The 20,445-nt window shown below is 72.5% G+C and carries 15 protein-coding genes; 5 read left to right on the top strand and 10 right to left on the bottom strand.

The window, feature by feature from the left end; translation table 11 throughout:
- The first annotated feature begins 267 nt into the window (after window positions 1-267).
- Window positions 268-2,691: a substrate-binding domain-containing protein gene (locus WMF46_RS25280; protein ID WP_437979536.1), complete on the top strand. Its 2,424-nt coding sequence runs from the start codon at window positions 268-270 to the stop codon at window positions 2,689-2,691.
- An 11-nt stretch (window positions 2,692-2,702) separates the two neighbouring features.
- Here the strand turns inward: WMF46_RS25280 and WMF46_RS25275 are convergent, their stop codons facing one another.
- The 8 genes from WMF46_RS25275 to WMF46_RS25240 form a co-directional block, all read right to left on the bottom strand.
- Window positions 2,703-3,773: an ABC transporter permease gene (locus WMF46_RS25275; RefSeq protein WP_437979535.1), complete on the bottom strand. Its 1,071-nt coding sequence runs from the start codon at window positions 3,771-3,773 to the stop codon at window positions 2,703-2,705.
- Entirely contained in the window at window positions 3,770-5,335 is a 1,566-nt protein-coding gene (locus WMF46_RS25270; protein ID WP_437979534.1) for a sugar ABC transporter ATP-binding protein, read from the bottom strand. Before WMF46_RS25270 ends, WMF46_RS25275 begins: the two co-directional genes overlap by 4 nt.
- A gap of 61 nt (window positions 5,336-5,396) precedes the next feature.
- Entirely contained in the window at window positions 5,397-6,425 is a 1,029-nt protein-coding gene (locus WMF46_RS25265) for a sugar-binding protein (RefSeq protein ID WP_437979533.1), read from the bottom strand.
- Between the two features lie 332 nt (window positions 6,426-6,757).
- Window positions 6,758-7,828, bottom strand: coding sequence for a hypothetical protein (locus WMF46_RS25260; protein WP_437979532.1), 1,071 nt, complete (start codon window positions 7,826-7,828; stop codon window positions 6,758-6,760).
- Window positions 7,829-8,020: 192 nt separating this feature from the next.
- Window positions 8,021-9,037 (bottom strand): hypothetical protein, encoded by a 1,017-nt coding sequence (locus WMF46_RS25255; protein ID WP_437979531.1) that lies wholly within the window; start codon window positions 9,035-9,037, stop codon window positions 8,021-8,023.
- Between the two features lie 274 nt (window positions 9,038-9,311).
- Window positions 9,312-9,473, bottom strand: a complete 162-nt coding sequence (locus tag WMF46_RS25250) for a hypothetical protein (protein ID WP_437979530.1) — start codon at window positions 9,471-9,473, stop codon at window positions 9,312-9,314.
- A gap of 243 nt (window positions 9,474-9,716) precedes the next feature.
- Entirely contained in the window at window positions 9,717-10,541 is an 825-nt protein-coding gene (locus WMF46_RS25245; protein ID WP_437979529.1) for an SDR family oxidoreductase, read from the bottom strand.
- Between the two features lie 68 nt (window positions 10,542-10,609).
- Window positions 10,610-10,876 carry a hypothetical protein gene (locus WMF46_RS25240; RefSeq protein WP_437979528.1) on the bottom strand — a complete coding sequence of 89 codons (267 nt, stop codon included), beginning with the start codon at window positions 10,874-10,876 and terminating at the stop codon, window positions 10,610-10,612.
- A 304-nt stretch (window positions 10,877-11,180) separates the two neighbouring features.
- On the opposite strand from WMF46_RS25240, the gene WMF46_RS25235 reads away from it, so the two are divergent.
- Entirely contained in the window at window positions 11,181-15,068 is a 3,888-nt protein-coding gene (locus tag WMF46_RS25235) for a serine/threonine-protein kinase (protein ID WP_437979527.1), read from the top strand.
- Window positions 15,069-15,280: 212 nt separating this feature from the next.
- On the opposite strand, the gene WMF46_RS25230 is transcribed toward WMF46_RS25235, so the two are convergent.
- Entirely contained in the window at window positions 15,281-16,222 is a 942-nt protein-coding gene (locus WMF46_RS25230; RefSeq protein ID WP_437979526.1) for a hypothetical protein, read from the bottom strand.
- A 361-nt stretch (window positions 16,223-16,583) separates the two neighbouring features.
- Between WMF46_RS25230 and WMF46_RS25225 the strand changes: the two genes are divergently transcribed.
- From WMF46_RS25225 to WMF46_RS25215, 3 genes are all read left to right on the top strand, one after another.
- Window positions 16,584-17,372 carry an SDR family NAD(P)-dependent oxidoreductase gene (locus WMF46_RS25225; RefSeq protein ID WP_437739081.1) on the top strand — a complete coding sequence of 263 codons (789 nt, stop codon included), beginning with the start codon at window positions 16,584-16,586 and terminating at the stop codon, window positions 17,370-17,372.
- A gap of 138 nt (window positions 17,373-17,510) precedes the next feature.
- Window positions 17,511-18,893, top strand: a complete 1,383-nt coding sequence (locus tag WMF46_RS25220) for an MFS transporter (protein ID WP_437979525.1) — start codon at window positions 17,511-17,513, stop codon at window positions 18,891-18,893.
- Between the two features lie 101 nt (window positions 18,894-18,994).
- Entirely contained in the window at window positions 18,995-19,360 is a 366-nt protein-coding gene (locus tag WMF46_RS25215; RefSeq protein WP_437979524.1) for a hypothetical protein, read from the top strand.
- 37 nt (window positions 19,361-19,397) lie between these two features.
- Here the strand turns inward: WMF46_RS25215 and WMF46_RS25210 are convergent, their stop codons facing one another.
- Window positions 19,398-20,234, bottom strand: coding sequence for a hypothetical protein (locus tag WMF46_RS25210; RefSeq protein ID WP_437979523.1), 837 nt, complete (start codon window positions 20,232-20,234; stop codon window positions 19,398-19,400).
- Window positions 20,235-20,445: the final 211 nt, after the last annotated feature.

Below are 20,445 nucleotides of genomic sequence, written 5' to 3'. Positions count from 1 at the left end.
CCAGCGGGGCGGGCCTTCGGCTGCCGGGGTGACGCGGGCCTGCGCGCTCCCCGCGCCTGGGGCGGAGGTCGCTGCCTGTTTGTGCCACGAGCGCCCAGCTCATGATCGCGTCGTCATGAGTCGATGTCGTGAGCGGCTCCTCGCGAGGCGCGCCGCCGCTCGGCCGCGCAGCCTCTTCCGAGCCCTGATTGACGCGATCGATCGATCGATCTCGCGCGAAGTTGTTGAAGGCCGCCTGGATCCAGGCGAGATCGTGGAACGATACGCATGCGTCAGGTACCCGACCTCCTCGCCGTCCTCCAGCAGATCGTGCGGCGGGCCATGGCCGTCCTCCCGCACGCGCCGCGCGGGAGCCTGCTGCTCCGCGAGGGCGGCCGCTTCGTGGCCCGAGCGCTTGTCGGGTTCGACGCGCCGCCTGGGGTTTCCTCGCGCGTTCCGGTCGGCGCGGAGGTCGAGGGGGGCGCGCTCGGCACGGCGGCGCCTCCCGACGGCGCGCACGCGAGCCGCATCGTCGATGCGCGGGCGTGGTACCGGACGTACCTGCCTTTCGCGATCGAGGCGGGCTGCGGCGTCCCCGAAGGCGCCGGGGTGCTTGTCGCGCCCATCCAGCTGTGCGGCGAGCCGGCCGGCTATCTCGCCATCGAGCAGGCCACCATGGAGTCTCCGGGCGAGGAGCGCCGCGCCATGATCGAGGTCCTCGCGGGCACGGCCGGAGATGCGCTGGAGCGGCACAGGCTCTATGACGACAAGGCGAGCGCGGCGCAGGAGATCCGCCTGTTCGAGCGGCTGCTCCACGCGGTGGGCACGACGCTCGCGCTGCACGACCTCATCGAGACCATCGCTCACGGCATCAAGAGCGTGCAGCTCGATCCGAGCTGGGACACGGTGGAGATCTGGCTGCTCGAGGAGGACCGCGTCGGGGACGGCCCCGAGCTCGCGCGGGGCGACCTGTGCGCCCGCGTCTACCGCGCCCCGGCGTCGGAGCCGACGACCTACTTCCAGAACATCCGCGCCGGCGCGGACAGCGCCGCGCGGCCCCTCGGCGTCTCCATCGACTGGCGGACCGGCCATGGCGGCGACGGCGACGGCTCTCAGCGCGCCCTGCTCGATGAGGCGATCGGCCGGCGCATGTCCGGCATCGTCGTCGCGCCCAGCAACCCCGAGAGCGCGGAGGAGGCGTTCCGGCGGGCGGCCGAGAGGGACATCCCGGTCGTCGTGATCGACACGCCTCCGATCCCGGGCAGCCGGGCGCCGCTCTACATCGGGACGGACAACGTGGCGTCGGGCAGGTTGGCGGCCGAGGTGATGAAGCGGCTGCTCCCGGGCGGCGGCGTCGTCGCGTCCCTGGGCGCCGTGGGGCTCGCGCTGAACATCCGCGAGCGCGTCGAGGGCTTCCGCGTCGCGGCGCTCGGGTCGAACCTCACGGTGCTGCCGACGATCCCGTGCGACTGGGATCAGGAGGCCGGGACGAGGCTCGCCACGGCGGCGCTGGAGGGGCGGTCCGACGTCGCGGGCGCCTTCGGCGCCGCGGCGGACAACGGGCCGTCCTGGGGCCGCGCGGCGCGAGCCCTCGGCAGGGCCGGAGATCTCAAGATCGTCGGCTTCGATCTCGTCGCCCGCACGGTCGCCCTGCTCCGGCAGGGGGCGATCCACGCGACGATCGTCCAGCGCGAGGACGACATGGGCTTCCGCGCCATCGAGACGATCCACCGGATGATCACGCGCGGCGTCGGGCCGACGCTCGCCGAGCTGCCGCCTTCCCGTGTCCTCCACACCCGCGTCGATTGCGTCACCCTCGAGCAGACGCCGTGGTCCACGACGCTGAGCGATTACCTCTCTCTCGAGGCCGCCCGCCGGGCCGCGGCCGGGAACGGCGGGCGGATCGCGCCCGTCGCCCCGGCGATCGAGGTCATGATGATCGGGGTCGCGCCCCCCTCGAGCTCCGTCGTCGAGGACCAGGTCTCGATCCCGGCGCGCTCGCTCGTGCGCCGCGCGATCGCGTCGGGCCGCCCGGTCGTGATCGACCCCGCCGAGGGGGGCGCGGACGCCGACCTGCCTGCCGCGCACGACGGCGCGCGCACGGCCATCGCCGTGCCGCTGCAAGGCCGCGGCAACGTCCTCGGCGCCCTCGTCCTGAGCAGCGCTCGCAGGGAGGCGTGCGGCGCGGGCGACGTGGCGTTCCTGGTCCGCGTCGCCGGCACGGTGGCGATCGGCGTCGAGAACGCCCGGCTGCTGCGCCGCATCTCCGCGCGGAGCGAGGAGCTCGAGCGCGCCAACCTGCAGCAAGCGGCGATGCTCCAGACGATCCGCGAGCTCTCGAGCCCCGTGGTGCCCATCGCGGACGGCATCCTCGTGATGCCCGTCGTGGGCGTCATGGATGCCCGGCGCTCCGGCGACTTCATCGCGTCGATGCTCCGCGAGATCGACGCGAAGCGCGCGCACGTCGTGCTGATCGACGTCACCGGCATGGCGTTCGTCGACGCGACGGCGGCGTCGCGGCTCGTCGAGGCGGCGCAGGCGGCCGCGCTGCTCGGCGCCGAGGCGGTGCTCGTCGGCATCCGGCCGGAGGCCGCGCAGATGATGGTCCGCCAAGGCCTGGACGTCGGCTCGATGGTGACGCACGCCAACCTGGCGAGCGGCTTCCGCCATGCGCTCTCGAGGGTGCGCCGCCGCGCGGCGAAGCGCCGCTGACCGCGCGGCGGCTACTCCGCCCCGGCGGGCGGCGCCTCGATGGGGTGCGGCTCCGCGGTCTTCGCCTCGCCGGCGCGCCGGGCGCGCCGCTGCGCCTGGGCGACGTGCACCACCTGGTCGAAGACGACGGCCACGAGGATGACGGTGCCGATGATGATGAACGTCCAGTTCGGGTCGAGGCGCCAGATGCGCGGCACGCCGGCGTCGCTGTGGCGGATCTGGAACATGTTGATGCCGTTGTCGATGACCCGCATGAGGGCAGAGCCGATGAGGATCCCGAGCGCGCCGCCCTCGCCGCCGCGCAGCGAGCAGCCTCCGAGCACGGCGGCTGCGATCGCGTAGAGCTCGTAGCCCATCCCGACCTGCTGCGACATCTGGCCGATGTAGGACGCGTAGCAGACGCCCGCGATCCCGCCGGTGGCCGACGAGATGACGTACGTCGAGACCTCCACCCGGCGCACGTCGATGCCCGAGTACTCGGCGGCCTCGCGGTTGCCCCCGATCGCGTACATGTAGCGCCCGAGCACGGTGAAGTGCAGCACGTACGCGCCGGCGGCGAGGACCACGAGGAAGATGACGAGCGGGTAGGGGATGAGCGCGTCGCCGGACACGCGCAGCAGCCCGCCGTTGGCGAGGCCGAGGAACGGCGAGTCGCCGAAGCTCAGCGTGCCGCCCTCGGCCACCGTCTGCGAGACGCCGCGCACGAGGAGCATGCCGCCGAGCGTGACGACGAACGGCTGCAGCTTGAGCCGCGTGATGAGCAGCCCCTGCGCGAGCCCCACGAGCATCGCGGCGGCGAGCGCGGCCGGGATGCCGACCCAGAGCGGGTAGCCGAGGCACCCCATCCCCGAGGACGAGATCTTGGCGAGCAGGACGCCGGTGAAGCCGATCACCGAGCCGATCGACAGGTCGATGCCGCCGGTGATGATGACGAACCCCATGCCCATCGCGAAGATGCCGAGCATCGCGATCTGCCGCGTGGTGTTGACGACGTTCGATTGCCCGAGGAAGTCGGGGTTGGAGATCCAGAGCCCCGCGCACATCAGGACGAGCACGACGCTCATGCCCAGCTCACGTCTCATGCGGTCACCGCGCATTCCACGTCCCCTTCCGCGCCCCTCGCGCTCCCCGTCATCAGCGCGGCGACGCGCTGCTGCGTCAGCCCTTCGCGCGGGAGCACGCCCGTGATCCGGCGCTCGTGCATGACGACCACGCGATCGCTCATGCCGAGCACCTCCTCCATGTCCGAGCTGACCATCAAGAGCGTGATCCCTTCCGCGGCGAGCGCGGCCATGTGCCTGTAGATCTCGGCCTTGGCGCCGACGTCGATGCCGCGCGTCGGCTCGTCCAGGAGGAGGACGCGGGGGCCCATCGACAGCCATTTCCCGAGGACGACCTTCTGCTGGTTGCCGCCCGAGAGGTTCACCGATCGCTGATCGAGCGTCGGCGTCTTGATGCGGAGCCGGTCGACCTCGGCGCGCGCGGCGCGGCGCTCGGCGGCGCGGTCGAGCCAGAAGGCGCGGGCGAAGCGGGCGAGGCCCGGCAGCGACGCGTTCTCGACGACGGTCATGGGGAGCACGAGCCCGTGCCGCTTGCGATCCTCCGGCGCGAGGCACACGCCGCGGTCGATCGCGTCGCGCGTCGTCCGCGGCGCATAAGGCTCTCCCGCGAGCGTCATCGCGCCGCCGAGCGCCCGGGTCGCCCCGAAGATCGCCTGCATCAGCTCGGTGCGCCCCGAGCCGACCAGCCCCGCGAAGCCGAGGATCTCCCCGCGAAGCGCCGTGAAGCTCACGCCCGCGGGCGCGCCGGGGACGACGAGGTCGCGGACCTCGAGCGCGGGCTCCCGCCGCGGGCGCGCGCTCCTCTCCGGGAAGTAGCGGCCGCTGAGCTCCCGCCCGACCATCATGGAGACCATCCTGTCGTGCGTCGCCTCGGCCCGCGCGAGCTCGCCGACGAGCCGCCCGTCGCGCAGCACGGCGATGCGATCGGCCAGGCTCAGCACCTCGTCCATGCGGTGAGAGATGTAGATGACGCCGATCCCGCCGGCGCGGAGCCGCTCCACGATCGCGAAGAGCTCCCTCGACTCGCCCGCGGTGAGCGACGAGGTCGGCTCGTCCATGACGAGGATGCGCGCGCTGGCCGAGAGGGCCTTGGCGATCTCGACCATCTGCATCTGCCCCGCGGTGAGCGCCGACACGGGCGTCGTCGGCGGCAGCGGGAGGCCGACGCGCGCGAGGAGCGCCGCCGCCCGCGCGTTCAGCTCACCGCGCCGGAGCGGGGCAAGCAGGCGGGGGGTCGGCGCCTCGCACCCCTCGCTCCCGAGGAAGACGTTCGCGGCGATGTCGAGGTTCGGCGCGAGCATCAGCTCCTGATGGATCAGCGCGACGCCGAGGCGCTTGGCCGCGCGCACCCCGCTGAGCGACACGGGCGCCCCGTCGATGAAGATCTGCCCCTCATCGGGCGGGCAAGCGCCGCCGAGGATCTTCATGAGCGTGCTCTTGCCGGCGCCGTTCTCTCCCACGAGCGCGAGCACCTCGCCGGCGCGGAGCGAGAGCGACACCCCGGAGAGCGCGGTGACGCCCGGGAACCGCTTGACGATCCCGCGCATCGCGAGCAGGGCTGGGAGATCGGGAGTCGACGTCATTGGCCCGGACCGCGCGGCTCGATCGAGGGGGCGCCCCCGATCGAGCCGCCGGATGAGGAGGCTATTTCTTCAGCTCCACGAGCTTGGCCTTGAACTCCGCCACGTTCTCCTTGCGGATCACGTCGACGCCGGTGTCGACCATCTTGTCCTTGGGGATGGCGGCCATGGCCGCGTCGCCCTTCGTCGCCAGCTCGTGCATCCACTTGCTCGACAGGTAGCCGAACTGGAACGGCTTCTGCACGACGGTGCACGCCACGGTGCCGTTCTCGATGCCGCTGAGCGTCGCGTCCTCCTCGTCGAACACGGCCGGGACGACCTTGCCCTTCTTCCCGAGCGCCTCGACGGCCGCGATGATGGCCGGCCCGTTGTACGACCAGAGGCCGGTCGCGACGTTGAGGTCCGGGTGGGCGTTGATGATGTCTTCGACGTTCGCGCGCGCCTTGGCGCGATCGGCGTTGTCCTCGCGCTTGTCGACGATCTGGATGTTGTGGGCGGTGACCACGTCCTGGATGCCCTTGAGGCGCTGGGTCGCGTTGTCGACCGCGAACATGCCGACGAAGACGGCCATCTTCCCGCCGTTCGGCAGGATCTTCACGATCTCGTTGCCGAGCGCCTTGCCGGCCTCGTAGTTGTTCGTGCCGATGTAGAGCAGCCGGTTCGACTTCGGGGCGTCGGAGTCGAACGTGATCAGCTTGACCTTCTCGGCGACCCTGTTGAGCACGGCGACCTGATCGTTCGGCGCCAGGACGGTCACGGCGACGGCGTCATATCCCTGGCTGGCGAGGCTCTCCAGGATCTGGTTCTGCTCCTCGGGCGTGCCGTTCGGCGGCGCCTTGATGTCCACTTGAATCTTCGCCTCTTGCTCGTACTTGTGGACTCCGGCCCCGGCGATGCGCCAGAACTCGCTCGTCCCGCTCGTCACGAAGGCGAGCTTGACGACCTTGGCTGTCGTCGGGGCGCTCTTGCCGTCGCCGTCGTGGCCCTTGGCCGCCTCGTCTCCGCCCCCCTGAGCGCAGCCGGTGATCCATGTCATGGACAGCACCGCGAACGCTGCAAACGCTAGCTTCCAGAAACGATTCTTGTCTTTCACGGCAGTTCTCCCCTCCTTGCCTGCGAAAAGCGTGTCGATGTCGATGTCGCCGAGCCGCGACACAGGAATCCCCCGACGCGAGGTTAGCGGACGTACCCCGTCGATGTCGCGCCTCGCGTGAACGACCCAAACGGAAAAGTCGGGGACAACGTGTCCGAACTTCGAGCACCTCAGGGGGCGGGTCGTGTGCGAACCCACCTGCTCCAGGGAGCGGGGGCGACATGAGCTCATGATGTGGGGGTGCAGCGCGGCGTTTGATCCGCGGGGGACTCAGGGATCAACGACGGTCCTGGAAGCTCATGGTCGCCGTCGGCCTCCTGCCTGCGGCGCGATCACTCGGGGCACGCCGCGGCGCAAGCCGCGCCGCCGCAGTCGACGCCGGCCTCGTCGCCGTTCTTCACGCCGTCGGTGCAGGTGGGCGCCTGGCAGATGCCGCTCCAGCACACGCCGCTCAGGCAGTCTGCGCCGGTCTCGCAGCCCCCGCCCACCGGGCAGCGCGGGCAATATTGCTTGCCGCAGTCGACGCCGGCCTCGAGGCCGTTCTTTATCCCGTCGCTGCACGTCGGGATCATGCAGCTTCCGTTCGTGCAGACGCCGCTCTCGCAGTCCGTGGCGGCCTTGCAGCGCTCGCTCGATGGGCAGGGACGGCACGCGCCGCCGCAGTCCAGTCCCGTCTCGCGGAGCCCCTCATCTCGCGCACCGTTCACGCAGTGCTCCGGCACGCACCAGACACCATCACACGCGAGCCCGCCAGGGCACAGCGGCGTCGGGTCTGTGTCCACGCACTGCACGCACGCGCCCTCATGGCATCGTCCGGCGCCCGAGGCGGGACATGCGACACCATCCAACAGGAGATGTCGCGGCTCGTCGATCTCGCAGGCGTCGAGGGTGCACTGGTTGCCGTCGTCGTAGGGGTCGACGGCCGTCACGCTGACCACGCGGCCGTCGGCCGTGCACTCCTCGACCTTGCAGTCGCCGCGGATCTGCGAGGCGATCGGCCCTCGTTCGATCTCCACGACGCACGCGCCGTCCGCGCACCTCCCGGCCCCGCACCGCGGGTCCGGCGGGCCGGGGCACTCCGCGTCGCCCTCGCAGCTCTCGGTCGGGACCGGCGCCCCCGAGCACTCCTCCGTGCCCTCGGCGCACTCGTCGCAGGTCCGGCACTCCTCGAAGCAGTTCGGCTTGTCGTCGCCGCGCGCGCAGCAGATGACCTTCCCCGGCTCGCCACACTCGCAGTGCTCATCGATGCAGATCGTGCCCGGCACATTCTGCTGGTCCGACTGGCAGTGGTCCGTGGTCGCGCACCTTCCACCCACGTAGGGCCCGTCGCCGCACGCAAAGAAGGTCGCCGAGGTGATGAGAAAGAGCAGAGCAGCAGCACAACGCGCGATGGGTCTACCCATGCGTCCAGTCCTCCGGCACGAGGCTGTGGCGCCGGCACCCAGGCGGCCCCAATCCGCCGGGGTGTCGTTTGCCAGTTCGTCTCGGGGCGCAGTATGCCGCGGTCAGGCGGCCGCCGTCACGCAAGTTTTCGCAAGATCGCGCGGCGTGCGAAGCGTCCTTCGATCAGAGCAGGGGCGAGGTCGAAGCGCACATCAAAACGTGCTCGTCAACGTAAGCCCCTTGGCCGACACCGTGATCTCTGCGGGCCCGCGCGGATAGAACGTGTAACCGAGCGTGGCGGCCAGGACGGCCCCTCCCGCGATGAGGCCGGCGATGCCCGCGCCCCGGTAGGTGATCGCGTCGTCGTAGGCCGACGCCGACTGCTGGCAAATCGGCCGGGTCAGCCGGAAGCAACGGTTCGGCCCTGCGGAGAGCGCGGCCGTGTCGCCCGCGTCGTCCTTCTTCTCCGCGCCGACGAGCATCACGCCGCCGATCGCCGCCAGGGTGGCGGAGAGCCCGAAGCCGCCGGCGACGAGCTCCGGCCGCGGCCCGGGCCGGGGAGGCGGGGGGGCGAGGGAGGCGGCGCGGGGGCCGGGGGGCGGCGCCTGCGCGCCTGCGGGCGCGGCCGGGAGGCCTGGGAGCGGCGCAGGGACGCCGGCGGGCCGGGCAGCGAACGTGAGCACGACTTCCCGGGCCTCGCCGCGCGGCACGTCGATCTCGGCCGTCGCGACGTCGCCGTCCAGCGCGGCGCGCACCACGTGGTGGCCGGGGGCGACGGGGATGGGCTTGTCGCCCTCGATCTCGGCGGGCGCGCCGTCGATCGTGATCTTCGAGCCCGCGGGGGCGACCACGTGGAGCTCGCCGGCGAGCTGCCGCGCGCGGGCCAGGTCGCTGAGCCGCGACGCGACGAGCGCGCGCTCGGCGGGCGTCCTGGGCGCGCGCATGATCTCCTGGCAGAGCGACAGCCAGCGCACGGCGGCCGGCGCGTCGCCGAGCCGGAGCGACAGCGCCCCGATGTTGCACGCGGCGACCTGGGCGCGCTCCAGCCGCCAGACCGCCATCCACAGGTCGCGCGAGTCGGCGAGCCGATCCTCGCGGGCGGCCGCGTTCGCCTGCGCCATGAGCCGGGCGACCGCCTCCGGCGGGGCCTCGGCGCGACCCTCCGCCGCGCCGGCCAGCAGGGCGATGCACAGCGGGAGCGCGGCGACGCGGCGTGTGTTCCTTAGCACGGGTGCGGATCTCCTTGGCCGAGCCTCGGTCTGAAGGGCCGCTCCGGAGCCAGGGCCCCGGGCGACGGCCCCACGTACCAGAAGGAGGCTGTCGGTGGAAGCCCTGGAAGCCGCCGGGACGCGGGGGGCCAGGCGATGGAGGTTTACCAGGCGCGATCTCGGCGCGCTGTGGGGGTGCGTGCCAGATCTCCAGCCGCCATCGAGGGCTGATCACCGGCGATGCATTACGATGTCCGTCTCGAGGCCTGGCGCGAGGTGGGGCGATCGGGCAGCCCTACGTGACGAACACCAGCAGCTTCTTGACGCCTTCGACGTCAAACACCTTGACCGCGATGACATCGCTGGCGTCGACGTCGTTGTTGCTCAGGACGTCGCCGACCTTGATCCCGTTGGCGATGCGCGCCTGTTTCGATCGGGCTCGACCTGGGGCCGCCATCCGGCGCTATCGCGCCGGCCGCGAATCAGCGATGCTCATCGAGCGGGCTCCGGTGATGGATCCCTCCGGCACGCGCGGTGCATAATGCATGCGCGCCCTCTCGATGATCGTATTTGCCCGGCGCTCACGCGCTCTGCTGAAGACCATTTCGTCCTCATGTCGCCGCTTATTCACGGGCGACGATCTCTCGCGGCGCGGGGGGACCTCAGGCGACGAGTCCCGCCCTTCTATCGCTCTCCCGCGTCACCCCACCGTAGGCCCGGCCTTCCGCTGCGCGCTGTCGCAGACCCACCGGACCACCCCAGGAATAACCCCCTGCGCGATCGCGCTCACGCGCGAGCCGACGTCGGGGTAGATCTCGAACCGCCCTCGCGCCATGCCGTCGGCCATGCTGCGCGCTACGGCGTCCGGCTCGAGGGTCTTCACGTTGCCCGCGATGGCCTTCGTCTCCGCCGGCTTGTACTGGTTCTCGAACGCCAGCTGCGGAGTGTCGGTGTCGGGCGGCATGCACACGCTCACCCGCACGCCGTGAGGCCACATCTCCGCGCGCAGCGCCTGCGAGAAGCCGATCAGCGCGAACTTGCTCGCCGCGTACGGCGTGTAACCGTAGATGCCGATCACGCCCGCGAGCGACGAGACGTTGAGCACATGGCCGCTGCCGCGCGCCGCCATCGCCGGGAGCACCGCCTTGCACAGGTGCACGGCGCCAAAGAAGTTCACGTCCATCATGCCCCGGAACTGATCCACCGGCAGCTCGAGGAAGCGCCCCGGCATCACCACGCCGGCGTTGTTCACGAGGTGATCGATCGGCCGGTCGGCGAGCCGCGACTCCATCGCCCGCGCCACGTCGTCCGCCCGGCTGATGTCGAGCTCCAGGACGTCGACCCGCGCGGACGGGTGCTCGCGCCGGATGCCCACGGCGGCCTCGTCGAGGAGGGCGCGGCGGCGCGCCACCAGCGTCACCGCGGCGCCGTACCCCGCGACGAGCCTCGCGAACGACAGCCCGATGCCGCTCGAACCGCCGGTGATGAGAACGCTCTTGCCCTGGAAATAAGTTCGGGTGTCCATCGGCGGCCGAACCTACCCCAGGACCGCCCGAGGCGCGAGGCGGTCGTGCAGGCCCGCGGCGGCGCGCCTCATGACGGCTGCGCCAGCTCGACGTCGGGGTGAGCTCTCCCCGATTCGCCATTCACCAGCTTCAAACCGCACAGCGCGCCCGCCCACGCCCTCACCTTCCGGCTCACGGCGGTCTTCGCGCTGCTCAGATAGTTTCTCGCCTCACCGCTGTACAGGCCTGCCGCGAACACCGCTGCGAGGCTCGCCGCCGCGGCCACCGGCCGGAGGGCCCTCCGGCCGAGCTTGTTGAGCTTCCTCTTTTGCTTCTTCGAGAGCTTCGCCTTCATGATCCCATCAGCTCAGCAGGGGTCGTGCCATGGCGATCGAGGCCGAAGCGGGGTGACGAGCGCAATGCGCCCCTGTGACACGCGCCCCGCAGACAGGACGTTTTGTCTCGGTGTGGAGAAAATGTCCCTCCCCACGCTGGCGCTGATGAGCGATGTTTGGCAGCTCACACTTCGATCGGGCTCGCAGCCGCCGGCGGTCAGCCTCGTCCGGCCGTTGCGGGCGGAGTCGCTGGCGATCGGGGCTGAGTTCGTTTACTCCGTTGTAAGCAGGCTCATGCGAGGTCTCAGGTAAGGCGGGGATGAGATGCGCGTGGGAGACGTCATCGACCGTCGCTTCCTGATCGAGCGCCTCGCCAGCTCGGGCGGGATGGGGGACGTCTACCGCGCCTGCGATCTGGTCACGAACGAGCCGGTGGCGCTGAAGGTCTTGCAGCGGCGAGGGCTCCAGGAGGCGATCCGGTTCGCGCGCGAGGTCGAGGCGCTCGAGGCGCTCACCGCGCTGCGGCACCCGGGCATCGTGCGCTACATCGGACACGGCGCGACCGACGCGGGGCAGCCCTACCTCGCGATGGAGTGGCTCGCCGGCGAGACGCTGACCGAGCGGCTCACCCGCAGCTCGCTCACGATCGCCGAGAGCATCGCGCTCGCGTCGCGCATCGCGTCGACGCTCGGCGTCGTGCACCGCGCCGGGATCGTCCACCGCGACCTCAAGCCGAGCAACCTGCTCCTCGTGGGCGGCGCGATCGAGGGGGTCACGCTCATCGACTTCGGCGTGGTGCGCCTCGGCGCCATGGACAGGCACCTCACCATGCCCGGGACGATGCTCGGCACCCCGGGCTACATGGCGCCGGAGCAGGCCCGCAGCGAGCCGAACATCGACCCCCGCGCCGACGTCTTCTCGCTCGGCTGCGTGCTCTTCAAGTGCCTCACCGGGCGCTCGGCGTTCCAGGGCGCCGACGGGCTCTCGGTGCTCATCAAGGTCATCCTCGAGGATCCGCCGCGGCTCCGGGAGCTGCGCGGCGACATCCCCGAGGCGCTCGACGACCTCGTCGCGCGCATGCTCGCGAAGCCGCCGAAGGACCGGCCCCGCGACGCCGACGCGGTGGCGGCGGAGCTGCTCGCGCTCGACGACGTGGGCGTCGGCGCCGCGAGCAGCCGCCCGTCGAACACCCTGCGCGGGGGCGAGATCACCACGAACGAGCGCAAGATGATGTGCCTCGTGCTCGCGCGCGACGCGAGCGGCGACGCCGAGGCGACGCGCTCGCAGGAGGAGGACCTGGAGCGCAGCAAGGCGCTCATCGCCGTCGCCGAGCGCTACCAGGGCGAGCTCGAGATCCTGGAGTCCCGCTCGCCGCTCATCGTGCTCACCGCCGGCGGCGCCCCGACCGACCTCGCGGCGCAGTCCGCCCGCTGCGCGCTCGCGCTGAACGCGCTGCTCGGCAGCGTGCCGGTCGCGCTCGTCACGGGCCGCGCGGAGATGTCCGCGCGGCTGCCGGTCGGCGAGCTCATCGACCGCGCGGTCCACCTGCTGCCGCCCGCGCACGCGCCCGCGCCCGCCGGCGCGCACGCCGTCTGCATGGACGAGGTGACCGCAGGGCTGCTCGGCGCCCGGTTCGACGTGACCCGCGACGCGGGCGCCCTCCGCCTGCACGGCGAGCGCGAGGAGCTCGCCTCCACGCCGCCCCTGCTCGGCAAGCCGACGCCGTGCGTCGGGCGCGACCGCGAGCTCGCGCTGCTGGAGGCGGCGTTCTCGCACTGCGTCGAGGAGTCGACGCCGAGCGCCGTGCTCGTGACCGCGCCCGCGGGCGCAGGGAAATCCCGCCTGCGCTCCGAGCTGATCCGGCGGCTCCGCGACCGCGGCGAGGACATGGAGGTGTGGATCGGGCGCGGCGACCCGATGAGCGCCGGCTCGGCCTTCGCGCTGCTGGCGCCGGCGCTGCGGCGCGCCATCGGCCTCTTCGAGGGCGAGCCCATCGAGGCGCGGCAGCGCAAGCTCCGCGCGCGCGTCGCGCGGTACGGCCACGCCGAGTCGGCGCGCACGGCGGCGTTCCTCGGGGAGCTCGTCGGCGTGCCGTTCCCCGACGGCGACAGCGTGCAGCTGATGGCGGCGCGGCGCAGCCCCGTGCTGATGAGCGACCAGATCCGCGTCGCCTGGGAGGAGCTCCTCAGGGCCGAGTGCTCGGCGAGGCCCGTGCTGCTCGTGCTCGAGGACCTGCACTGGGGCGATCTGCCGAGCGTGCTGCTCGTCGACTCGGCGCTCCGCAACCTCGGCGATCAGCGGCTGATGGTGCTCGCGCTCGGCCGGCCAGAGGTGCGGGAGCTCTTCCCGAAGCTCTGGGCGGGGCGCGGCGTCCACGAGGTGCAGCTGTCGGGGCTGCCGCGGCGCGCGAGCGAGCGGCTGGTGCGCCAGGTGCTCGGCGAGGACGTCGCGCCGGAGCTCCTCGCGATGATCGTCGACCGCGCCGACGGCAACGCGTTCTACCTGGAGGAGCAGCTCCGCGCGGTGGCCGACGGCAAGGGCGCCGACCTGCCCGAGACGGTGGTGGCGATGGTGCAGGCGCGCATCGAGGCGCTCGACATCGAGGCGCGGCGGGCGCTGCGGGCGGCGAGCGTCTTCGGGCAGACGTTCTGGCAGGGCGGGGTGTCGGCGCTCGTGGGCGGGGCGCAGGTCGCGCCGAAGCTGGTCGAGCTGGAGCAGCGCGAGGTGATCTCCCGGCGCGGCGAGGGCAGCCTCCCCGGCGAGGTGGAGTACAGCTTCCAGCACGCGATCGTGCGGGAGGCGGCCTACGGCATGCTGACGGAGGGCGACCGGCGGCTCGGGCACCGGCTCGCCGGCGAGTGGCTGTCGCGCGCGGGCGCGGGCGCGGTGGACGCGATGGCGCTCGGCGAGCACTTCGAGCGCGGCGGCGAGCTGTCGCGGGCCGCGGCCGCGTACTGCCGCGCGGCGGAGCAGGCGCTGCGGGCGCAGGACCTCGCCGCGGCGATCGAGCGCGCCGAGCGCGGCGTCGCGTGCGGCCCGAACGCGCAGGCGCTCGGCGCGCTGCGCCTCGTGGAGGCCGAGGCGCACGTCTGGCGCGGGGAGCTCGCGCTCGCGGAGCAGCGCGGGGCCGAGGCGGTGGACCGGCTGCCCGCCGGCTCCGCGGCGTGGTTCTCGGCGATCAAGCACGTCGCCATGGCCGCGGGCAAGCTGGGCGGCTTCGAGCGGGTGGAGCGCTGGATGAGCGCGGCGCAGGCCGCCGAGGCGGAGGCGGAGGGCGCGCTCGTGGCGAAGCACATGTGCCTCGGCGAGGGGGCGCTGCTGCTGGTGTTCGGGGGGCGCTACGTGTTCGCGGACGCGCTGATCGACGCGATCGAGGGCGACGGGACGGATCTCGCGGAGCGGGAGGTCGAAGTGGTGGCGCGGCTGCACGCGGCGCGGTCGGCCCGGGCGCTCGTGAGCGGCGATCCCAGCGCATGCCTCGCGGGGCTGTCCGCGGCGCTCGCGGCGTTCGAGCGCGCGGGCGACCGCGGCAACGCGTGCGCGTTCCGCATGAACGTCGGGTACATGCACGCGGAGCTCGGGGATTTCGCGGGCGCGGAGGAGGTGCTGCGCAGCGCGCTCTCGGGCGCCGAGCGGATGGGGTTGCACGATCTCGCGGTGGCGACGCTCAGCAACCTGGGGCACGTCCTCGGCTACCGGGGGCGGATCGAGGAGGCGGAGCGGACCGAGCGCGAGGCGATCGCGCTGTCGCAGCGGCTCGGGGATCCGCGCACGGAGGGGAGCGCGCGGACGTACCTCGCGCGGATCGCGCTGCTCGCGCGGGACTTCGAGGGGGCGGAGCAGGAAGCGAGGGCGGCGGCGGAGCTCCTGCAGAGCGCGCCGCCGCTGCGCGCGGCGGCGGTAGCGGCGAGGGCGAGGGCGCTGCTCGGGCTGGGGAGGTTCGACGAGGCGCTGTCGGCGGCGGGGGAGGCGTTCTCGATGCTGAAGGCGATCGGGGCGATCGAGGAGGGGGAGTCCGCGGTGAGGAACGTCTACGCGGAGGCGCTGGCGGCGAACGGGATGGAGGCGGACTGCGCGGCGGCGATCGCGGCGGCGAGGGAGAGGTTGATGGAGAGGGCGGGGAAGATCAGCGATCCGGTGTGGAGGGAGCGGTTCCTCACGATACCGGAGAACCAGCGGACGCTGGAGATGGCCGAGCGGTGGGCGGGATAGGGAGAAGAAGCCCGCCCCCCCTTCCACCATCGGTCACCAACGTGGTCGTGAACGTTTACGTGGACGTTTACGTGGTCGTTTACGTGGTCGTGGTCGTGGTCGTCCACGGCCTATCGTTGACGACCACGACCACGACCACGACCACGACCACGTAAACGTTCGGATGTAGGAGAACGCGGCGCGAAGCTTGGTTCGCGCCTACGGGACCGGGCTCAGCCCTCGCGGGGCTCCGCCGGAAGGCCGGCGTTCTTGCGCAGGGTGGCGATCAGGCGGTCCATCGCCTCGCGGTAGGTCTTCTGGGCCGCGACGATGCGCTCCTCCATCGTCTCGTCGATCTGCTTCGCCTGGGTCGCGGACGAGTCGAGCATCGCCTTGCTGCGCCCGAGCTCCTCGATGCGCGCCTCCGACGCCTTCTTCTCCTCGTCGGTGCGGCTGCCAGAGGACTGGAATGCTCGCTCCGCCTCGACCGCCTCGTCGATCGACTTCTTGATGGCCTCGATCTCCTCGAGCATCCGGCGGAGCCGGAGCTTGTGCTCGACCATGTCGATGTGGACGACGTAGCTCACGAAGCTCACGGCGTCGGCCTGCTTCTCGAGCGTCGCGGCGTTCTCCTTGCCGAGCGAGGCGCGGTAGCGCTCGAGGCGGCGGTGCGCCTCGCTGCGCTCGCGGACGTACTTCTCGAGCTGGCGCTCGACGCCGTCCTCGAGCGCGTGCGCCGTGGCCCCGGTGACGTCGACGTCGCACCCCTTCTGCTTGACGACGTACTGCGCGGCGCCGCTCACCTTGCGGGTGAGGTCCTCCTTGTTGTCGTTGAAGAACGCCGCCGCGCCGTCGACGGCGCGCACGCGCTCCACGTAGTCGTAGCTCCGGCCCGCCGCGTCCGCCTGCTCGATGACGTCGAGGACCTGCTTCCAGTCCGGCTTCTTGAGCTGGTCGGGATAGCCCGCGAACTGCTCGGTGGCGCGCTTCGCGAGGTCGACGCGCTCGCCGAACGACGTGGCCGTCGCCTGGAGCTCGGCCGGGTAGCGCTCCGCATAGCCGCTCTGCGAGGCCGAGGACGCGATCTCGGGCTCCGGCTTGGGGGCGCTGCAGCCGAGCGCGAAGAGGTGGCCGGCCAGGAAGAGCGCGCCGGCGATAAGGTACGGTCGGTTCATGGACGCTGGCCTATAGCCCATCTCCGCCGTGGCCGCGCGCTCCGCGCCGACGCCACCTCGGTCGAGGGTGACGTGACCCACATCCGCGCAGCCCGGCGCGACCAGGGCGACGCACGCGCGACACCACGGCACAAGGAGCCATGTTGCGCGTCGTGTGGGCGTCGTGTGCGCGTCGTGTCGAGGCGCGTAGAACGCCGGAATCGCTTCCCTTTCGTACCCGCCCTTGGCATCGTCACGGGCCCGCTCTGCGCGTTCAATTTGCGCTCCAGACGGTCGAAGACGGTTGTTCCTTAACTCTGCATTTCACAAGCGCCGGCGCCTGTCACGGGGGCGCCGGCCACCTTCGCGAGGGATGTGAGGCATGGGAGCCCTGAAAGACAAGGTCGTCATCGTCACGGGCGCGAGCTCGGGCATCGGCAGGTCGACGGCCGTCGCGCTGGCCGCCGAGGGCGCCAGGGTCGTCGCGAGCGCGCGGCGCGAGGCGCAAGGGCGCGAGCTCGTCGCGGCCGTCAAGGATCGCGGCGGGGAGATCACCTGGGTCACCGCCGACATGCGGGTCGAGGGCGACGTCGAGGCGCTCGTGAAGGCCGCGGTGTCCACCTACGGGCGCCTCGACTGCAGCTTCAACAACGCCGGATCCGGCTTCTTGATGCCGCTCGCCGACATGTCCAACGCCGACTACGACCTGGTCATGGACACGAACCTCCGCGGCGTCTTCTGGTGCATGAAGTACCAGATCAAAGCCATGCTCGCGAGCGGCGGGGGCTCGATCGTCAACTGCGCGTCGGTGGCCGCGTCGCGCTTCTTCCCCGGGCTCGCGGTCTACGCTGCCTCCAAGGCCGGCCTCGTCGCGCTCACGCGCACCGCCGCGGTCGAGTACGCGCAGAAGGGGATCCGCATCAACGCGGTGAGCCCCGGCGTCGTCGAGTCGGAGATGTCGACGGCCGGCTGGCGCCTCGACGATCCCCAGGGACGCGCCTTCGCCGCGTCGCTCCACGCCATGAACCGCGTCGGCGGGCCCGAGGAGGTCGCCGCGCTCGTCGCCTTCCTCTTCAGCGACAAGGCCTCGTTCATCACCGGCCAGGACGTCGCCGTCGATGGGGGCCTCCTCTCGGCGGCGTGGCCCGCGAACTACGCGGGCGGGGGCTGATCCGAATCCGCGCGCCGCGGCGGCGCCCGGGGGAGCGCGCCGCGGCGGAGCCCGGCCGGAGGCCACGCGCCTCACCCCGCCGCGCTCGGATCCTCCGAACCCCGGGTTCTCGAGCCTCCTGCGCCCCATACTTCGGCCATGGGTCAGCCTGAAGCGGAGCCGCCGCCCGCGGCGGGTCGTGGTGAGCGCCCGGCGGCCTCCGCCCCGTCGCTGTTGCGCGCGCTCCGCCACCGCAACTACCAGCTCTTCTTCGCCGGCCAGCTCGTCTCGCTGGTCGGCACCTGGATGCAGTCGGTCGCCCAGTCGTGGCTCGTCTACCGGCTGACGGGCTCGTCGCTGCTGCTCGGCGCCGTCGGGTTCGCGACGCAGATCCCCGTCTTCCTGCTCGCCCCGATCGGCGGCACGGTGGCCGACCGGCGGAGCCGCCACCGCATCCTGCTCGCCACGCAGTCCGCCGCGATGGCGCTCGCCTTCGGGCTCGGCGCGCTCACCCTGAGCGGGCACGTCCAGGTCCCGCACATCCTCGGGTTCAGCGTGCTCCTCGGCGTCGTCAACGCGTTCGACATCCCGACGCGGCAGGCGTTCGTCGTCGAGATGGTGGGCAGGGAGGACCTCGCCAACGCCATCGCGCTCAACTCCTCGATGTTCAACGGCGCGCGGATCCTCGGCCCGGCGGTGGCGGGCATCCTCGTCGGCGCGATCGGCGAGGGGTGGTGCTTCGTCGCGAACGGGGTGAGCTTCCTTGCCGTGCTCGGGAGCCTCCTGGCGATGCGCGTCGCGCCCCGTCCGGCCGCCGCCGGTCGCGGCTCCGCGTTCGCCCATACGCTCGAGGGCTTCCGGTTCGTCGCGCGCACCAGGGCCATCCGCGCGCTCCTCGTCCTGCTCGGGGTCGTGAGCGTCACCGCGATGCCGTACGCGGTGCTGATGCCGATCTTCGCCGATCGGATCCTGCGCGGGGGGGCGCAGGGGCTCGGCATCCTGATGGGCGCGTCGGGCGTCGGGGCGCTGCTTGGCGCGCTCGTCCTCGCCAGCCGGAGACGGCTCCGGGGCCTCGGCCGCTGGGTCGCCGCGGCCTGCGCGGGGTTCGGCGTGGCGCTCGGGCTGTTCGCGCTGTCGCGGTCGTTCTGGCTCTCGGCGCTCCTGCTCGTGCCCGTCGGCTTCTCGATGATGGTGCAGATGGCGGGGTCGAACACGCTCGTGCAGGCGATGGTGCCGGACGCGCTCCGCGGGCGCGTCATGGCGGTCTACGCGATGATGTTCATGGGGATGGCCCCGCTCGGCGCGCTGCTCGCCGGCTGGCTCGCGGGCAAGATCGGCGCGCCCGCGACCGTCGCCTCGGGCGGCGCGTGCTGCGTCGTCGCGGCGGCGGTGTTCGCCGCGAGGCTCCCCGGGCTGCGGCAGCAGGCGCGGGAGCTGATCATCGCCCAGCAGATGGCCGCCGGGACGCCCTCGGAGCAGCTCACCCAGCCGGTCCCGGTGGGGGCCGCCTCGGAGGAGCAGGGCGCGGCGCGGCCGGCGTGAGCGGGCGGGGCCGGCGCGGTCCGGCACCTCGCATGCACGCCGCGGGTCGAGGCGGGCGTGTGTGCGGTCGACGCACTGCGCGCCGGGCGAGGGAGGGGATCATGGGGCAAAAGGCCAAGCAGCGGTCCGAGGCGCAGGCGCAACCGCAGGAGAACAGGCGGTTCGACGAGGTCGATCAATCGAAGGGGATCTTCCGGCTCGACGGGCCGCACCCCAAGGACGCCGAGCTCCGCGCGCCGGGCTCGCTCGGCGGCGGGCCGTACGAGGAGTCGGGCCGCGGCGGCCCCGCGGGCTCGCTCGAGCTGCGGGAGACCGGCACGGAGGCCACGGCCGCGGGCGCGGCGGCCCCGCCCGAGGAGGAGCCGCCGCCGGAGAGCGGCGCGACCGAACAGGCGCAGCCGAGAGGCGCGTTGCCCCAGCACGAGGAGCCGGGCGAGAAGGACCGCAAGGCCGCCGGGCAGAGATAGCGGAGCGCGGCGGCGCCTGCGCCGGCGCCTCGCGCGTTCACCGCGGGGCGACGGCGCTCGCGACGCCGAGGGCGACGTATTTGCCGACGGTGCCGGCCACGCCCATCGTGTCGCGGAAGCCCTTCATGAGCCGGCTGGGCAAGACCAGGTCGTCGAGCAGGAAGCCGCCGAGCGCCGACAGGGCGCCCGTGAGCGCGCCGCCGCGCCGCCCCGCCGCGTCGAGCGCCTTCTCGTAGCCGATGCCCCACACGAGCAGGCCCCCGGCGAGCGCCGCCATCCCAGCGGGCGTGGCGACCGGGTCGAACCGGCGCTTCGCGCGGCGACCCCCGAGGCCGACCGCCGCCGCCATGGCGTTCATGGCGGCCCAGGGCGATCCGCGCTTGAGGGTGGACGCTGCCATCATCGTGCACATCGTCGCTGCCGTCAGCACGGCGCCGGTCCGCAGTCCGCGCGTGACGATCTCGCTCATCCGGAGCGCCTGCTGAGGGCGCTGCGCCGCTGCGCGAGGCGTCTCCCAGGGAGACCCGGGCGCCGCCGCGGGCGGCAGGGCGGTCGCCTCGGGCGGCAGCGCCGTCGCCTCGGGGGCCACGGACGCGGCCTCGGGCGGCAGGGCGGTCGCCTCGGGCGGCAGCGCCGTCGCCTCGGGGGTCATGGACGCGGCTTCGGGCGGCAGGGACGTCGCCTGGACAGGTGACGTCACCCGCTCCGAAGGCGGGATCAGCGCCTCGGGCTGATCCGACTCCGCGCCTTCCCGGCGGCCGACATGGAGGTAGTCCTCGCGACCGTCATGGTACGTGTAGGGGACCGGCCTGGGACCCTGGTGCTCCGGCTCCGCCGTTCCTGCGGCGCGTTCCGGGTTCATTCGATTGTCCATCTGGCACCTTTCAGCGATTTCTGCGGCTACGTGGGATCCTCGCATGTGCCAACTCCATGCCAGGCCCGACCTGGCCAGCTCACGGAGTCGGGGGGCTGCCAGATCGCGGCCGGCCGGCGAGGCGCCGCGGCGGCGAACCGGTCGCCCCGCCCGCCCGCTGGATCCGTCCTCCGCCGCTCGACGGCTGTGGTTTGCCGCTCGCATGGGGGCG

Source organism: Sorangium sp. So ce117 (assembly GCF_051524395.1).
GTDB lineage: Bacteria > Myxococcota_A > Polyangia > Polyangiales > Polyangiaceae > Sorangium > Sorangium cellulosum_B.
The sequence above is the reverse complement of the archived record's forward strand: the minus strand, read 5'-3'. Positions and strand labels throughout refer to the sequence as shown.

Bases quoted from the DNA above. Each gene is read 5' to 3' on its own strand.
- WMF46_RS25260 (WP_437979532.1), bottom strand. From the start codon at position 7,828: ATGGGTAGACCCATCGCGCGTTGTGCTGCTGCTCTGCTCTTTCTCATC.
- WMF46_RS25235 (WP_437979527.1), top strand. From the start codon at position 11,181: ATGCGCGTGGGAGACGTCATCGACCGTCGCTTCCTGATCGAGCGCCTC.
- WMF46_RS25250 (WP_437979530.1), bottom strand. From the start codon at position 9,473: ATGGCGGCCCCAGGTCGAGCCCGATCGAAACAGGCGCGCATCGCCAAC.
- WMF46_RS25280 (WP_437979536.1), top strand. From the start codon at position 268: ATGCGTCAGGTACCCGACCTCCTCGCCGTCCTCCAGCAGATCGTGCGG.
- WMF46_RS25230 (WP_437979526.1), bottom strand. From the start codon at position 16,222: ATGAACCGACCGTACCTTATCGCCGGCGCGCTCTTCCTGGCCGGCCAC.
- WMF46_RS25225 (WP_437739081.1), top strand. From the start codon at position 16,584: ATGGGAGCCCTGAAAGACAAGGTCGTCATCGTCACGGGCGCGAGCTCG.
- WMF46_RS25215 (WP_437979524.1), top strand. From the start codon at position 18,995: ATGGGGCAAAAGGCCAAGCAGCGGTCCGAGGCGCAGGCGCAACCGCAG.
- WMF46_RS25220 (WP_437979525.1), top strand. From the start codon at position 17,511: ATGGGTCAGCCTGAAGCGGAGCCGCCGCCCGCGGCGGGTCGTGGTGAG.
- WMF46_RS25210 (WP_437979523.1), bottom strand. From the start codon at position 20,234: ATGGACAATCGAATGAACCCGGAACGCGCCGCAGGAACGGCGGAGCCG.
- WMF46_RS25270 (WP_437979534.1), bottom strand. From the start codon at position 5,335: ATGACGTCGACTCCCGATCTCCCAGCCCTGCTCGCGATGCGCGGGATC.
- WMF46_RS25245 (WP_437979529.1), bottom strand. From the start codon at position 10,541: ATGGACACCCGAACTTATTTCCAGGGCAAGAGCGTTCTCATCACCGGC.
- WMF46_RS25275 (WP_437979535.1), bottom strand. From the start codon at position 3,773: ATGAGACGTGAGCTGGGCATGAGCGTCGTGCTCGTCCTGATGTGCGCG.
- WMF46_RS25240 (WP_437979528.1), bottom strand. From the start codon at position 10,876: ATGAAGGCGAAGCTCTCGAAGAAGCAAAAGAGGAAGCTCAACAAGCTC.